Source organism: Zobellia nedashkovskayae (genome assembly GCF_015330125.1).
In the GTDB taxonomy this organism is placed as follows: domain Bacteria; phylum Bacteroidota; class Bacteroidia; order Flavobacteriales; family Flavobacteriaceae; genus Zobellia; species Zobellia nedashkovskayae.
Genome location: NZ_JADDXR010000002.1, coordinates 2,686,413 through 2,702,213, shown reverse-complemented (window position 1 = coordinate 2,702,213; position 15,801 = coordinate 2,686,413). Strand labels below are relative to the sequence as shown.

Below are 15,801 nucleotides of genomic sequence, written 5' to 3'. Positions count from 1 at the left end.
CTAACCAATAAATGATTATAAACATGATCTTGATTAAAAACTCTCTCTTTCACAGCAATCTTAATCACATCTCCAACAAAGATATAAAATGTTTAACGAATTTAAAAATAAATTAAACAAAATAAATTACTATACTTATTTCGTCACACTAATATGTCAGTTTGTCATAGTCTTCATATGTGGTATTTTTTTTGACAACCACTACGCAGGTAAACACTACCAGATTCTTCTATGCAGAAGATTGAAACTAAGTATTAAACAAAGTTCTAGCTCTGGCGAGAACATTTCTAAAATTTATAATTTATGTCTACAGGTAAAATCAATGTTTCGGTGGAGAACATTTTTCCGCTGATAAAGAAATTTTTGTACAGTGACCACGAGATCTTTTTAAGAGAGCTCATATCTAATGCAACAGATGCTACCTTAAAATTAAAACACCTTACCGCTATTGGAGAAGCCAAAGTAGAATACGGCAACCCAATGATTGAGGTTAAGATTGACAAAGAAGGTAAAAAAATACATATTACAGACCAAGGTATTGGTATGACCGAAGACGAGGTCAAAAAATATATTAACGAGCTAGCCTTTTCCGGTGCTGAAGAATTCTTGAACAAATATGAAGATGGTGCTAAGGAAAGCGGTATCATAGGTCATTTTGGTCTTGGTTTCTATTCTGCCTTTATGGTAGCCGAGAAAGTAGAAATTAGTACCAAGAGTTTTAAAGAAGGTTCTGAAGCAGTTTTATGGAGTTGTGATGGTTCTCCAAACTTTACTTTGGAGCCAGGCGAAAGAAAAGAGCGTGGTACAGAGATCATTCTTCATATTGCCGAAGATTCTACGGAGTTCCTAGAAGAAGGCCGTATTAATGAGCTGTTGAACAAGTATAACAAATTCATGCCTATTCCTATTAAATTTGGCATGAAAACGGAAACTTTACCTAAGCCAGAAGATGCTAAGGAAGAAGACCCTGCTCCTACACAAGAAGTAGACAACATCATTAATAATCCTAACCCAGCTTGGACCAAACAACCGGCAGATTTAGATGATAATGACTACAAAAGCTTCTACCGTGAGTTATATCCAATGCAGTTTGATGAACCATTGTTCCATATTCACTTAAACGTAGACTACCCTTTTAACCTTACTGGTATTCTTTATTTTCCAAAGATGACCAACGATCTTAACCAACAGAAAGATCGCATACAACTGTATCAAAACCAAGTTTTCGTCACTGATAACGTAGAAGGTATTGTACCGGAATTTTTGACTATGCTACGTGGTGTGATTGATTCTCCGGATATTCCGTTAAATGTTTCTAGATCATACCTTCAGGCAGATGGTGCTGTAAAGAAAATATCTTCGTACATCTCTAGAAAAGTTGCCGATAAATTAAATTCGCTCTTCAAAAACAGTAGAGAGGAATTTGAGCAGAAGTGGAACGATATTAAAATCGTTATTGAATACGGAATGCTTAGCGATGATAAATTCTTTGAAAAAGCAGACAAGTTTGCACTCTACCCTACTGTAGATGGTAAGTATTTTACTTTTGAAGAACTTCAAGAAAAAATTAAAGGAAACCAGACTGATAAGGACGATAAGCTAGTAGTTCTTTATGCTTCTGACGAGGTTGCTCAGCACAGTTATATTGAAGCTGCAAAAGCTAAAGGATACGAAGTTCTGTTGATGGATTCTCCTATTATTGGTCATTTAATGCAGAAATTGGAAACGTCTAAAGAGAAGCTTTCTTTTGCCCGTGTAGATGCAGACCATTTGGATAACCTTATCAAAAAAGAGGAAAATCAAATCTCAAAATTATCCGATGAGGAAAAAGAAACCCTTAAAAAGAACCTAGAAGAAGTAATAACAGATAAAAGTTACACCGTTCAGCTAGAAGCTATGGATAGTGATGCTTCTCCTTTTATCATTACGGAGCCTGAGTTTATGCGTCGTATGAAAGAGATGCAACAGACCGGTGGTGGCGGTGGTATGTTTGGTATGGGTGCCATGCCAGACATGTACAACCTTATCGTAAACACAAATTCTGAATTGGTAGGTGAAATATTAAATACCAAAACAGCTAAGAAACGTGAAAGGTTAATTAGCCAGTCTATTGATTTGGCCCGTCTTTCTAAAGGCTTGTTGAAAGGTGAAGAATTGACAAACTTCATTAAGCGTAGCTACGAGATGGTGAAGTAATATTAAACAAATACACTTACAAAAACGTCCAATTGCTGAGTTCAGCAATTGGACGTTTTTTCTTGTTAAAATTCATATCTTCCGAGAAAATATGTGAGGGTATGGATTACACTAAGACTTTGGTCGAAATCCCCTTCTGGTATTATCCAGATTAAACGTTTTAAAAAAGAAAATACGGTATTCCTAATAATGGATTATTAAAAAATAACATACTTAATTTTCATAGTTTTTTTATTATAATTTCACAAAACAATTATATTTTGTGCTATCTGTCTTTCTTTTTTACGAAATGTTAAGCAACTTTGGAAAAGGAATTAATGTATGTAAGATATAATTAGAGCTTCTTCTTTTACCCTAGGTAATTGCTCTTTTAGTTAAACAAAGTATATTTATTTATGGTTATTACAGAACTTAATCCAAAAGGCCAATTTGAAAATTGGGATAAAAAGAAGTTGAAAGAAATCAAAGAAAAAAAATTTGATAATAAAATCGGTAACATCCTTTTTGAAAATAATGACCTTATTTTAAGCGAAATTGCTCTAAAACCAAAAGAACGTTTGCCTTTTAGATTGCACCAACGTGACTGTAGCTGTACTAGTTTTACTGATGGCCTTCTAATTTCGCGAAATATTAATGGTCAAATAGCGCTGTTACGTATTGAAAAAGCCAAGTGTTTCTATTGGACCAGTAATAATGGAGAAATGATTAATGACCTTGAAAATATTGGAGAGAACACGGTCATAATTAAGATATTAGAAATGAAACCTTAACGGCTACTCCAGACCGTGAAAAGCAACCGTTTCAAAATCTTTTCCGAATGAATATTACCAATAAATAGGTCCTTTTCCCAAGTATTTTTCAGCAATTGGTTGGTAATAATCTCTTACATCCTCTAAATCATAGATTTTTTGACACTTTGTATACAGGTCATATTTATTAAAATCTTTAATAAGTTCTAAATATTCTTTATCTCCTTCATTTAGAAGTTCTTTATAGCTCCCGCCTGTGTGCCAAGGATAAAAAGAGTGGTAACGTATCATAACCATAGCCTCTTTGGGCAAATTGTTTTCTTTATGGTTTGAAAGAACCTGAAACAGATACTCATCATGGCCCCAAGCCAAATCAAGATTATCCATACCACATTCTTTTTCATAAATTCCTGTTGGCGTATTATAACGAGTATCCGCCATATCTGGATTCAACTTATTAAACTCAGGATAGACACACGTATCTGGCAATTCGCATCCTACCACAAATACATCTCCTACAGTTCCCCATTGCTCATCTTGGCTGGTACCATCTTCATCACTTCCCCATAGGAACATCACTTTTCCTAAATCGTGAATAAGACCTGTAAGCTGCATCCAATCCGGACGGTTGTCCGCTCTAATTGCTTCTGCGCTTTGGATTAGGTGCTGTACGTTTGGTAAATCCAAATCTGGGTCACTTACATCTATTAAATCATTTAAGTGCCCCATAGCCTCCCATAAATCCATAGGCTTGTCAAACGTCAAATATTTCTTATGCATACGTTGCACATAGTCTACAGTTTGCTTTTTACGCATTTTTCTATAATGCTCCTTAACAGCCGCCGACACATCTACAGCTTCATAATCTCTGAACGTTTTTTCCATCTTTAACAATTTAATTTTTAACTACTTACAACAACTATTTTAGTCTACACATTACCTAAAACAAGGTACAAAATAATCGTAAATGACACTAGAAAGAGACTAAAGGGCTTGGCATACCTCCAAGGTTTGAGGTTTAAAATACCCGCATCTTTCATTATAAATCTTTCTTCTTTTTTTCCTAAGGCCGAAACCACGTGCATAACTACTATATTCAGCACAAACTCTATTCCCCAAATATGTATAAAATGAAGATTCACTTCAATTACATAATACATAACCACATAGAATACCAAACCGAACATTAGTCCCGCTTTTGCCCCTATGGCGGTAACTCTTGGGAATAAGAATCCAGCAATAATTACACTAGCAATGGGTATAAAAAATATTCCGTTAAGCTGTTGTAGTAATTGGTAGAGACCATCGGGCGCATTGGCAACAAACGGGGCTATACCTATGGCCAGAACGGCCAAAATAGCAGATGTACTTTTACCTATGATTACCAATTTTTTATCACTGGCATCTTTCTGAATATACTTTTTAAAAACATCTAAACTAAACACCGTTGCCGCACTATTCAATGCACTATTAAACGTACTTAAAATGGCACCCATCATTACCGCAACAAAAAAACCCGTAAGCCAGAGTGGCAAAACTTTTTTCACCAAAAGCGGATATACATTGTCTGGATTATCATAAAGACTCTCTCCAAAATAATAAAAACCGATAAGACCTGGCAATACAATTACCAAAGGAACCAATATCTTAAGCAAACCGGTATATAGCAGTCCTTTTTGGGCTTCTTTTAAATTTACCGCTCCCAATACCCGTTGTATAATAGATTGATGCATGGTCCAGAAATAAATCTGATTTATCATAAGACCCGTAAACAAAACCTCAAAAGGTAATATCGCAGAACGTGCTCCCTCTCCTACTCCAGATTCATCACTTACTACGTTGAATTTTTCTGGACTATGGTTAAAAACCGTCGTCATTCCTTCAAACACATTTCCATCTCCAATACTCAATAAAGCTAAAATAGGAACAAGCAGACCGGCTACTAAGAGACCAAATCCGTTTATTGTATCTGTATAAGCTACCATTTTCAATCCTCCAAAAATGGCATATACAGCACCAATGGTACCTACTACTATAATGGTTATCCATATACCATCGCTTTGGGCAACATTCAATAATTCTGAGATTTCAAAAATTGCTTCAATATTTAAAGCCCCTGTATACAGTACAATAGGTAGCAGAGTGGCCACAAATGAAATAATTAAAAGCAACGCAACAAAGGTGCGCGTGAGACCATCAAATCGTTTTTCTAAAAACTCGGGGATAGTTGTCAATCCCATTTTTAAATACCGAGGTGCAAAATACAAAGCTGCAATAACCAAAGCTAAAGCAGAGGTTACTTCCCAAGCAACAATAATTGCTCCATTCCTGTATGCAGAACCGTTCATCCCCACCAAATGTTCTGTAGAAATATTGGTTAGTAATAATGAACCAGCAATGACAATTCCTGTTAATGACCTGCCTCCTAAAAAGTAACCGTCTTTAGTATTCAGTTTATCGCGCCTAAGCTTGTATGTAGCATAAAAAGCGACAAAACCGGTGAAGAGTAAAAATGTCAATAACGCCATAAAAGGGATGAAATAGGATTAGATTGAAAATAAATCCTGTACTTATATGTCAAATAAACACAAATAAACTGAATAAATTAGGAATTTTGCTGATTTTTCGTGTGCGCAAACGAAACTTTAGCATAAAATCTAATCTATCCAACCAAAAACTTGGGTTGCTAGAGTATGCGTAATTTCAAATAGGTTGTTTACCGTTGAAGTATAAGAATTGTACCAACCAAAATTGGCAACCCTACCTCTATTGAATGGAACGGTTAAAAATACCAGAAATCCAGTATTTTATAATTTGTAGTGGGTTTGTACTTTAGCAACGAACCACAAATAAACTTTAAAATGAAATATTCTAAACTGCTGTCATTGTTTTTTATAGTAATGTTCTACTCCGCAAATGCCCAGAATGCATCAGACGAGATTTTCATGACCAATGGAGAAACTATAGCCGTTAAGGTCTTGAGAGTTGAGCCCAATACAATTACCTATAGTTACATAGGAGAGGACTTGGAAAACGTTGTCAAAAAAGAAGCAGTTCATAAAATTACTTTTAAAAGTGGTCGAGAACAACTCTTCTCACAGTCAACTACCGGGCGCCAATCTATAAGTCCAGATTTTGAGTTCCCCACAATGAAAAGTAATGAGGGAGCTGTACTACCTTTTGAATTTGTTTTTGACGGCACCGAAGCTCCCGAAGAGGGATTTGAAGCTCAAGAGTATTACTACCATAACCTTATGCGTAAACCCGAGAGAAATACAATTACATACCAAGATGTAGATGTTACCTTAAAAAGATTGCGCGAAGCGGGCATTACTAAAGCTAATGATTTACGAAACTATGAAATGACCGAAATTGCCAAAATTGTTGGTGCAGGCGTTTTAGTAACAGGCAAAATTACTGTGGACTACCGTAGTACAACCTCATCTTCATCAGGCTCTAGTACTACAAAAGTAGACACCAAGAAAAAAAAAGTGAAAACATATTCATCAGGCTCCAGCAGATCTATGGATGAGTTTGATACTAAGGTCCTTTTTAAAATTTATGATAAAGATGGAAATAAAATTGTAGATGTTAACCGTGTTCCATTTATGGCTACAACACGCGATAACTATATAACCGCTTTGAATTACTTAATGAAACGTACCCCATATTACCAGAAGTAGTGCACGTAAATTAAAATAGCTAAAGAATCATCGTACTATAATTTTTTAAACCGCAGTTATCATTCGTTAATTGATGATGGTTTGTCTATTTTTAATTCATGAAAATTATCTCTACCAATATTGGCCGTCCAACCACTATTACTTGGAACGACAAGGAAGAACAAACCGGAATATTTAAATACCCGGTAGATGAACCTCTTTTTTTAGGTAAAACAGATGTGGCCAAAGACACTGTAATAGACAGAAAGCATCATGCAGGTGTAAACAAGGCCTGTTTTCTATTTTCAGTAGACCATTATGATTATTGGAAAAGCATATATCCTGATTTGGATTGGAATTGGGGAATGTTCGGAGAAAATCTTTCGATTAGTGATTTTGATGAGTCTATAATCCGTATTGGAGATATTTACAAATTAGGAACCGCATTGGTACAAGTATCGCAACCAAGGGAACCTTGTTATAAATTAGGAATTCGATTTAAAAATCAGAGTATTTTAAAACAGTATATAGATTATGGTTTTCCAGGAACATACGTACGTATCCTAGAAGAAGGAGAAGTAAAAAATGGCGACGAATTGGTGTTGGCAGAACAGTCAGAAAACGGCCTTACCGTGAAAGATTTTTTTGAATTATTATTCATGCGTAAAAAAGACCCTAGAATACTACAATTGGCTTTGAACAACGAATCTTTACCTGATTATAAACGAGAACGTTTAAAGAAATACCTACCTAAATTATGAATTACCCTTGGCATTTATATGTAATGGGAATAATTTATGTGATGGGCGGCATCATGCATTTTATAAAACCTAAGGCGTATATGAGGATTATGCCTCAATATTTACCTAATCATAAACTATTAGTGCAACTGAGTGGTGTTGCCGAAATAATTTTAGGTGTAGGCGTTTGCCTTCCTTTTACAAAAGACTATGCTATTTACGGGCTTATTTTAATGTTAGCGGTATTCTTACTCGTGCATTTTTATATGCTGTCTAGTAAAAAAGCTTCCGCGGGATTCCCTAAATGGTTATTACTATTAAGATTGCCCTTGCAATTTGCTCTAATGTACTGGGCGTATAATTACCTGTAAGCACAAAAAAAGCCCCTAACGCTCTCAACAACATTAGGGGCAATTAACTCAACTCAACTTAAACTTCCTTAGTTTACCGTAACAGCTTTGTAATAGGTTTCTTTGCTGTCTCTTACTACAACTGTGTACTCACCGTCGTAGGCTTTGGTAAAATCAAATGCTTTTTCGATAACCATCTCGCCTTCTCTTTTTTCAGAGAAAACCAATCTGTTACTGCTATCGTAAACTTTAATGTCAACATCTTCGCTGTTCAGGTTCAATAGATTTAGATAAACCATTTTTTCTTTTACTCTAAAAACTGGTTTACTGTTTTCTTTTCTATCGATTACCTCTACATCACTTCCGTTTACTTTAATGGTATAAGCTACAGAGCTTAAATCATCTTCAGATTTAAAGAAGTAAAGACCATCTTTAAGGTTAGAAAGGTCAAATTTCTTGGCATAGCCTCCTTTTTCAACAGTTTCAAAGAATATAACATTCTGCTCTGCGTCCATAAACTTGATAGTTGTTCTTCCCGATTGGGCATCTAGTTCGTAAACAAAGCTTTTTACATTTTCATTTGGTACAACACTAAGTTTGGGTTCGTTAGCCATGCCTACAGTCGTAGTGAATAATAAAGCGATCATTGCGGCGGTTCTTACTACTTTTCTCATATCGTTGTTGTTTAATATCCTGCTGTCACACAGGGTAGGTTAATAATATACTACAAACATACCCCCGATATCTTGCTCTCACTACTCCACAATTCGCCAATAACTGTGCTATTTTACCATTGTATATATACAAAAACACCCTTTGGGGTAATATTGAGTCTATTTTGGTTAATTTTGCAAAGAACAGTAGAAATCCCCTTTTTTAATTTTGTATTATGAACAAACCCCCGCAAACAAATCAGAAGCCCGCTTTTGAGGTCATTGAACCTAGTTTTGGGCATTCTTATACGTATCAAAGATTTGATGCGAGTAAGAACAATAAGAACAATGTATGGCATTATCATCCTGAGATAGAACTGGTTCATGTATATGGTGGATCGGGAAAAAGGCAGATTGGTAGTCACGTATCCTATTATTCAAAGGGAGACCTTATATTAATAGGTAGTAATCTCCCGCATTGTGGTTTCACCAACTCTCTTACGGATAATGAGAGCGAAACCGTAATACAGATGAAACTGGATTTCTTAGGAAACGATTTTTTTGATATTCCTGAGATGAAAAAAATTCAATCACTTTTTGAAATGGCCAAGGGTGGTATTGCCTTTTCTGGAAAGACTAAAAGAAAGATAGGCGAGAAAATGCAGATTCTGGAGTATCAGACACATTTTCAGCGTTTGCTTTCTATTTTAAATATTTTAAACGAACTGGGTAATTCCAAAGAGTTTAAAATTTTGAATGCCGAAGGTTTCTCTATGGAGACCGAAGTAAAAGATAATGACCGCATCAACGTAGTCTTCAATCATGTAAAGAATAACTTTAAAGAAGAGATTACACTAGATGAAATAAGTAATATGGTAAGTATGACCATACCCTCATTCTGTCGTTATTTCAAAAAAATTACCAATAAGACCTTTGTTCAGTTTGTTAACGAGTATCGTTTGGTGCATGCATCCAAGCTTTTAGCGGAGCAACCTTTAAGTATTACCGAAGTTTGTTTTGAAAGCGGATTCAATAATTTCTCGCATTTCAACAAGCAGTTCAAAGCCTTTACGGGACAAAACCCATCTGAATATAGAAACGAACTGAAAACAGTTCTTAAGTAATGGATGGTCTGTTCTCAGATGAAATAGACTTAAACCTACCGGATAGTGATATTATTTATTACCCGAATTTTATAGGTCAGAAAGAGGCTGATGCATATTTTGATTTGCTTCGAAATAAAACCCCATGGCAGCAAGACGATATTACCGTGTTTGGAAAAACCTATGCCCAGCCACGGCTTACTGCTCTATATGGTAACAATGACAAACCCTACTCGTATTCAAAATTGGTAATGGTGCCTCATTCGTTTACTCGGGAACTTATAGAAATTAAAGAAAAAGTAGAAACTAAAACTGATGCAACGTTCACGACCTGCTTATTAAACCTCTATAGGAACGGGCAAGATAGTAACGGTTGGCATGCAGATAATGAGAAAGAGTTGGGTAAAAACCCAATTATTGCTTCGTTGACTTTAGGTCAAGAACGATTTTTTCACCTAAAACATAGAACGAATAAAAATCTGAAAAAGAAAATTCTTTTGAAACACGGTAGCCTTCTTTTAATGAAAGGAACTACGCAAGAACACTGGCTACACCAAATATCAAAAACTGCAAAAACTGTTGACGAACGCATCAACCTAACTTTTAGAATTATTATATAAAAAAATCGACCATTAAAAATGGCCGATTTTTTTATACCCTTTACATATGAGAAGATTGCTGCCTTTAGCCACCGGGTGCCGGCTAATGTCCTCACAACCATCTACTCTAATATAACCTCAAATTGGGCCTTAATGTATAATGTTTCGTTGAACGTAAGCGTTTTTTTGATAAATGGTAAAAAAGGTTTAGAAAAGTTCATTCAAGACCTTAGCTAAGCGCAATCCGCCTTTTTGTAGTTGGTTTTCAACAGTACCCCACCAATCATAACTGTAGCGGTAGTACAATTTCTCTCCCGATTCTACGGAATCGTACAATTTACCAGCTATTTCTTGAGACTCTTCAACCCAGTCTATAATGGTACCTTGTTGAATAAACTTTACCTGTTCTTTTGAAAGTTCTGGAAGACTAGACGCCAATTCCGTATAACTCATTCCATATGAATTAATCATATTAGAATCCCAAAGCCTATGTAAATTGGTGCCCTCATTGAACCACTGCAACTGAATATCATTACCCCCTTTATCTTCAAAACGACCCACGTGCATTGGTTGATGAAGGTCACCTATCAAATGTACCAACATTTTAAGGTAAAAGACTTTGTCTTCCTTTTTGCTGTTCTCATCTTTAATTATCTCAATACATTTGTTAATACCCGTAATAAGATCGCCATTTTTACTAGGTTCAATATCTGCGTAATCTTTTCCTTCAGGAATATTCACATAATGCCAGGCACTAAATTCTTTGTAAGCCCTGTCGGCCTTTATATCATCTGCAAACGTAGATACATAAGCTAAGCTCTCTCCGTTCAGTAATTTTTTTAGAGCCTTCTTTGTTTTTTTTGAAAGATGGTGCTGCGCTACTTCGCCAACGGTACGGTGTCCGGTTTTTGACCATTCCCCATCGTTTGCGTTAGAAAGTGTTGTTATTAAGAACAGAAAGAATACTATTTTTCGCATGAAATAAATTTAGCCGCAAAAGTAGAAAATTGAAGTTGAATCTATTGTTAAGAAACTCAAGTGTTTCATTTTTTAATTTGATATTGCACTCACAAAATTTATCGATTTGATTTTAAAAAGAATAAAGCCCTCATTTTTAAGATATATCTTACTAGCCGCAATCGCCTTTGTGGTATTCTTCTTTGTTTTTATTCTCAGTATTTACTGGGGAGCTTGGGGCAAAATACCAGGCAAGGAAGAGCTTTCTGACTTCCAATACCAAAGAGCTTCTGAAGTTTATACCGCAGACAGTGTACTTATTGGTAAGTATTATTTATTTGATAGGCAACCTATTGCTTTTGAGGCTATTCCTAAAAATGTACTGAACGCCTTGGTGGCCATTGAAGATGAACGTTTTTACGAGCACACCGGTATTGACTACCCCAGTTTAGGGCGCGTAGCTGTAAAGACTTTACTTATGCAGGACCAATCCGCAGGTGGCGGAAGTACTTTAACACAACAGCTTGCTAAAAATTTATACCCCCGTAGGGATAGAAAAAAGGCAAATATTGTAGTCGATAAAATAAAAGAGATGTTCATTGCTTCCAAACTGGAAGACATTTACTCCAAAGACGAAATTCTTACCCATTACCTAAATACCGTTTCCTTTGGCGATAACACTTTTGGGATAGAGAGTGCTTCGCTTAAATTTTTCAATAAGCAAGCCAAAGACCTCACAGTTGAGCAAGGTGCTGTTTTGGTAGGAATGCTGAAAGCTACCTACGGCTACAACCCTCGTATATTTCCGGAGAGGAGCCTGACCCGTAGAAATTTAGTATTGTTATCCATGGCGAACAACGATTATATTTCCGCAGAACAGAAAGATAGCCTTACCAATATCCCAACAAAATTAGACTATCGCGACTTTGATAACAATTCTGGACTGGCGCCTTATTTTAGGGAAGAAGTTAGAAAGCAATTGCTAAAATGGAATGACAAGCAGAAGGAAGAAGGTAATGAATACAATATTTACACTTCCGGTCTAAAAGTATATACCACCTTGGATTATAATATGCAATTCTGGGCAGAAGAAGCCATGCAGGATCATATGAAATCGCTGCAAAGTAGTTTTGAAAAAAGCTATGGAAAAAATGCACCATGGCTAAAAAACAAAAAGCTAATTGAGAAGGTGGTCAAAAATTCCGATGTTTATAGAAAGCTTAAAAAACAAGGTTTGGAACATCAGCAAATTATGGATTCCCTCAGTTTAAATAAAGAATTAGTATTGACGGATTGGGATGGCGAGAAGACCCTAAAAGGTAGCTCTATAGATAGTATTGCTCATTACATGAAAATTTTGAATACCGGTTCTTTAGCACTGGACCCAAAAACAGGTGCTGTAAAAACTTGGATTGGTGGTGTAGATTTTGAACACTTTAAGTACGACCATGTTGCACAGAGCAAACGCCAAGTAGGTTCTACCTTTAAACCTATTGTCTATACCGCAGCGTTGGAAACGGGCACTTTACCTTGCACCTATTTCTCTGCAGAAGAGGTAGAATATGAAAATTTAAAAGGATGGACACCAAGTAACTCCGGTAAAAAAGACGAGGCCTATCTTAACTATTCCATGGAGGAGGCACTAAGCCATTCCGTAAATACGGTAGCGGTAAAAGTTCTGGAAAAGGCGGGAATCCAAAACGTTATAACCATGGCAAAGAACATGGGTATTTTCTCAAAATTACCTGAACAGCCGTCACTAGCATTGGGTACCGGAGAAATTTATCTTAATGAATTAGCCGGCGCATATGCAAGTTATATGAATAATGGCAAAGCAGTTCTCCCCTACCTCATTGAAAAGATTACCGATAGAAAAGACTCCGTTTTAACCAAATTTGAACCAAAAAGAGCTAAAACAACGGCTTTTTCGGAAGAAACAAGGCAAATTATGGTAGAAATGATGAAAGGTACTATAGATAAGGGTACAGCCTCTAGAATACGTACAACCTATAAACTGAACAACGCTATTGCCGGGAAAACCGGAACCACTCAAAACAATAAAGATGCATGGTTTGTGGCAATTATGCCAAAATTGATCCATGTTACCTGGGTTGGACTGGACAATCATGAAATTGGATTTAGAAGTACCAGTTTGGGACAAGGCGCAAATGCCGCCCTCCCTATTTTTGCCAAGTGGATGCAGGAAATGAACAAGCATTCATACTATAATGAAATTACCCAAGCACAGTTTAAACGCCCCAATCCAGCAACTTTAGAGATGCTAGATTGTGAACCCGTAAAACGTGATGGCTTCTTTAAACGCTTGTTTAAAAATCCCGATAAGAAAAAGACAAAAGCTTTCAGGAAAAGGAATTCTGGCTAAAGCTTTATTTTTAAATAAATCTAAACTTGTAATTCATGAAAAAATATAAAATTGTTACTCAAAAAATTGGGCTTTTAAAAAATAATGACGCCGAATTTGAGATTGAACTCAATGCGTTGGCACAAAGAGGATGGCGTGTTGTAAGTGTCGTGTGTATGGAATTACAAAGTTTAAAAGCTGTTCTTGAAAGAGATGAAGCATAATAAAAAGCATATTTAGAATCTTAAATAAAAACTATACCCTTTGAAATACAAAATACTCTGCTCCGACTTAGATGGCACTTTATTAACCACAAAAAGCGATGTTTCCGAACTTACAATTGCCGAAATTGATCGCATTAAATCACATTTAAAAGTCATTTTAGTATCAGCGCGTATGCCTAGTGCTATGACCTATTTGCAAAAAGACCTGGCTATTGAAGAACAACCTATTATTTGTTACAATGGCGCCTTGATACTTGATGGAGACAAAGAACTTTCTTCCGTACATATTGGCACGCAGCATCTCCAGCAAATATATGAGCTGGCAGAAGCCAACAATACTCAACTCGGTTTGTACTATAAAAATGAATGGTATGTAGTAGTAGATTCGGAACGTGTTCAAAAGGAGATTAGATACACCAAGACCTCTCCTGTTTTTAGACCTACACCAGAAACTCTTTCCGATTGGAAAGGTCGCGAAATTGGGGCACACAAGATAATGCTCATGAGCACTAAAGAAAGTGCTGATATCCTTTACCCTGCTTTAGAAGAAAAATTGGGTGAACATCTCAACCTATATCGCTCTAATGATACTTTAATTGAAGTGGCTCCAAAATCCGTTTCAAAACTATCGGCTATAAAATCATTGTTACAAGAAGGTGAATCTCTTGAGCATGTCATCTCTTTTGGTGATAATTACAATGATATTGAAATGCTTCAAAATAGTGGCCATGGGGTTGCAGTGGGTAATGCTCGTGAAGAAGTAAAAGCTGTTGCCAATGCCGTAACCCTGTCCAATACAGAAAATGGCGTGGCACACTATATTAAAAAGCATCTGGTAATTTGATTATATTTGAGGAAAAGTACCCAAAAATTATATGACCGAACCTCTTCTACCCACTCCGCTAATAACCGATGATACTGTTGTTTTTGGACTCTTGGCGCTCTGCCTAGGCTTCATTTTTTATGGCTCATCTAAGAACACAGGCTTCTGGAGTAAATTCTACGGTATTGTTCCTGGCGTGCTCATGTGTTACCTTTTACCTGGTATACTGGCTTCTACAGGAATTGTTGCCGAAAAATGGGAAACCCTAAGCGAAACAGGTGAAATCATAACTCACACTTCTAGTCTGTATTATGTTGCCAGTCGGTATTTGCTACCTGCGGCTTTAGTACTCATGACGTTGAGTATCGATTTAAAGGCGATTATGAATTTAGGTTCCAAGGCATTAATCATGTTTTTAACCGGTAGCCTTGGTATTATTATTGGCGGACCAATTGCTATTTTAATCGTCTCTATTTTTTCTCCCGATACGGTGGGCGGAAATGACTTTGATGCTATATGGAGGGGACTTTCTACCATTGCCGGTAGTTGGATCGGTGGTGGCGCTAACCAAGCTGCCATGTATGAAATCTTCAAATACAATCCTGAGAAATATGGTGCTATGGTGCTGGTAGACATTGTTGTCGCCAATATCTGGATGGCCGTTATTCTGCTGGGTGTAGGCCGTACCAAACAAATTGACAAATGGCTTAAAGCCGATACTTCTGCTATTGAAACGCTAAAAGTAAAGGTGACCGCCTTTGCCGAAAAAATTACCCGTGTACCTACCTTAAAAGATTATATGATGATGCTTTGCTTTGCGTTTACCGCAACGGGTATTGCACATTTTTTCGGGAATAATATTAGCGCAATGTTGACGAATTCTTTTGAAAGCGTTCGTGATCAAAAAAGCTTTCTATCTTTCTTGGGCTCAAGTTTCTTTTGGATGGTGGTCATTGCTACTGCCGCAGGTATAGCATTGTCATTTACCAAAGCTAAAAACTATGAAGGTGCCGGTGCCAGCAAAATTGGCGGAATGTTCATTTATCTTCTTGTAGCGACCATAGGTATGAAAATGGACCTTGGTAAAGTACTTGAAAACCCGGGCTTGATTGCCATTGGTTTTATATGGATTTCCATTCATGCAGGACTATTGATCCTTGTAGCAAAACTTATAAAGGCTCCCTTCTTCTTCTTAGCAGTAGGTAGCCAAGCTAATGTAGGCGGTGCTGCTTCGGCTCCTGTTGTAGCTGCGGAATTTCACCCATCGTTGACTTCCGTTGGGGTGCTTCTAGCTGTTTTTGGTTATGTGGTAGGTACTGGTGGCGCACTGTTGTGTGCCTATTTGATGGAGGTTGCTTCGGCACTTTAGATTTAAAACCAACT

At 36.7% G+C, this 15,801-nt stretch carries 15 protein-coding genes; 11 read left to right on the top strand and 4 right to left on the bottom strand.

Annotation, left to right across the window (positions count from 1 at the left end):
• Positions 1-303: 303 nt before the first annotated feature.
• Entirely contained in the window at positions 304-2,196 is a 1,893-nt protein-coding gene (htpG, locus tag IWB64_RS11240) for a molecular chaperone HtpG (RefSeq protein ID WP_194534083.1), read from the top strand.
• 395 nt (positions 2,197-2,591) lie between these two features.
• Positions 2,592-2,966 (top strand): hypothetical protein, encoded by a 375-nt coding sequence (locus IWB64_RS11235; RefSeq protein WP_194534082.1) that lies wholly within the window; start codon positions 2,592-2,594, stop codon positions 2,964-2,966.
• Between the two features lie 54 nt (positions 2,967-3,020).
• Here IWB64_RS11235 and IWB64_RS11230 read toward each other — a convergent pair whose 3' ends face one another.
• Both IWB64_RS11230 and IWB64_RS11225 read right to left on the bottom strand, forming a co-directional pair.
• The gene (locus IWB64_RS11230; protein WP_194534081.1) at positions 3,021-3,830 is read right to left on the bottom strand and encodes an inositol oxygenase family protein; all 810 of its coding nucleotides are present in this window, start codon (positions 3,828-3,830) and stop codon (positions 3,021-3,023) included.
• Between the two features lie 44 nt (positions 3,831-3,874).
• A complete protein-coding gene (locus IWB64_RS11225) occupies positions 3,875-5,473 on the bottom strand; it encodes a solute:sodium symporter family transporter (RefSeq protein ID WP_194534080.1) in 1,599 nt (532 codons plus the stop codon).
• A 333-nt stretch (positions 5,474-5,806) separates the two neighbouring features.
• On the opposite strand from IWB64_RS11225, the gene IWB64_RS11220 reads away from it, so the two are divergent.
• The 3 genes from IWB64_RS11220 to IWB64_RS11210 all read left to right on the top strand — a co-directional run bounded on the left by IWB64_RS11220 (position 5,807) and on the right by IWB64_RS11210 (position 7,718).
• Entirely contained in the window at positions 5,807-6,628 is an 822-nt protein-coding gene (locus IWB64_RS11220) for a hypothetical protein (RefSeq protein WP_194534079.1), read from the top strand.
• Between the two features lie 98 nt (positions 6,629-6,726).
• On the top strand, positions 6,727-7,368 hold the full coding sequence (locus IWB64_RS11215; protein ID WP_194534078.1) for an MOSC domain-containing protein: 642 nt from the start codon (positions 6,727-6,729) through the stop codon (positions 7,366-7,368).
• Positions 7,365-7,718 carry a DoxX family protein gene (locus IWB64_RS11210; protein ID WP_194534077.1) on the top strand — a complete coding sequence of 118 codons (354 nt, stop codon included), beginning with the start codon at positions 7,365-7,367 and terminating at the stop codon, positions 7,716-7,718. The genes IWB64_RS11215 and IWB64_RS11210 overlap by 4 nt, the downstream gene beginning before the upstream one ends.
• A 68-nt stretch (positions 7,719-7,786) precedes the next feature.
• Here IWB64_RS11210 and IWB64_RS11205 read toward each other — a convergent pair whose 3' ends face one another.
• A complete protein-coding gene (locus tag IWB64_RS11205) occupies positions 7,787-8,371 on the bottom strand; it encodes a hypothetical protein (protein ID WP_194534076.1) in 585 nt (194 codons plus the stop codon).
• 215 nt (positions 8,372-8,586) lie between these two features.
• Here IWB64_RS11205 and IWB64_RS11200 point away from each other — a divergent pair, with 215 nt between their 5' ends.
• Together IWB64_RS11200 and IWB64_RS11195 are read left to right on the top strand one after the other, a co-directional pair.
• A complete protein-coding gene (locus tag IWB64_RS11200) occupies positions 8,587-9,474 on the top strand; it encodes an AraC family transcriptional regulator (RefSeq protein WP_194534075.1) in 888 nt (295 codons plus the stop codon).
• Positions 9,474-10,073 (top strand): alpha-ketoglutarate-dependent dioxygenase AlkB family protein, encoded by a 600-nt coding sequence (locus IWB64_RS11195; protein WP_194534074.1) that lies wholly within the window; start codon positions 9,474-9,476, stop codon positions 10,071-10,073. The genes IWB64_RS11200 and IWB64_RS11195 overlap by 1 nt, the downstream gene beginning before the upstream one ends.
• A 186-nt stretch (positions 10,074-10,259) precedes the next feature.
• Here IWB64_RS11195 and IWB64_RS11190 read toward each other — a convergent pair whose 3' ends face one another.
• Positions 10,260-11,030, bottom strand: coding sequence for a S1/P1 nuclease (locus tag IWB64_RS11190; protein ID WP_194534073.1), 771 nt, complete (start codon positions 11,028-11,030; stop codon positions 10,260-10,262).
• Positions 11,031-11,136: 106 nt separating this feature from the next.
• Here IWB64_RS11190 and IWB64_RS11185 point away from each other — a divergent pair, with 106 nt between their 5' ends.
• From IWB64_RS11185 to IWB64_RS11170, 4 genes are read left to right on the top strand one after another with little or no spacing between them, the layout of a single operon-like run.
• The gene (locus tag IWB64_RS11185) at positions 11,137-13,392 is read left to right on the top strand and encodes a transglycosylase domain-containing protein (protein WP_194534072.1); all 2,256 of its coding nucleotides are present in this window, start codon (positions 11,137-11,139) and stop codon (positions 13,390-13,392) included.
• 35 nt (positions 13,393-13,427) lie between these two features.
• On the top strand, positions 13,428-13,595 hold the full coding sequence (locus tag IWB64_RS11180) for a DUF4177 domain-containing protein (protein ID WP_194534071.1): 168 nt from the start codon (positions 13,428-13,430) through the stop codon (positions 13,593-13,595).
• Between the two features lie 40 nt (positions 13,596-13,635).
• Positions 13,636-14,439: a Cof-type HAD-IIB family hydrolase gene (locus IWB64_RS11175; RefSeq protein ID WP_194534070.1), complete on the top strand. Its 804-nt coding sequence runs from the start codon at positions 13,636-13,638 to the stop codon at positions 14,437-14,439.
• Between the two features lie 31 nt (positions 14,440-14,470).
• Positions 14,471-15,787: a DUF819 family protein gene (locus IWB64_RS11170; protein WP_194534069.1), complete on the top strand. Its 1,317-nt coding sequence runs from the start codon at positions 14,471-14,473 to the stop codon at positions 15,785-15,787.
• The last annotated feature ends 14 nt before the right edge of the window (positions 15,788-15,801 follow it).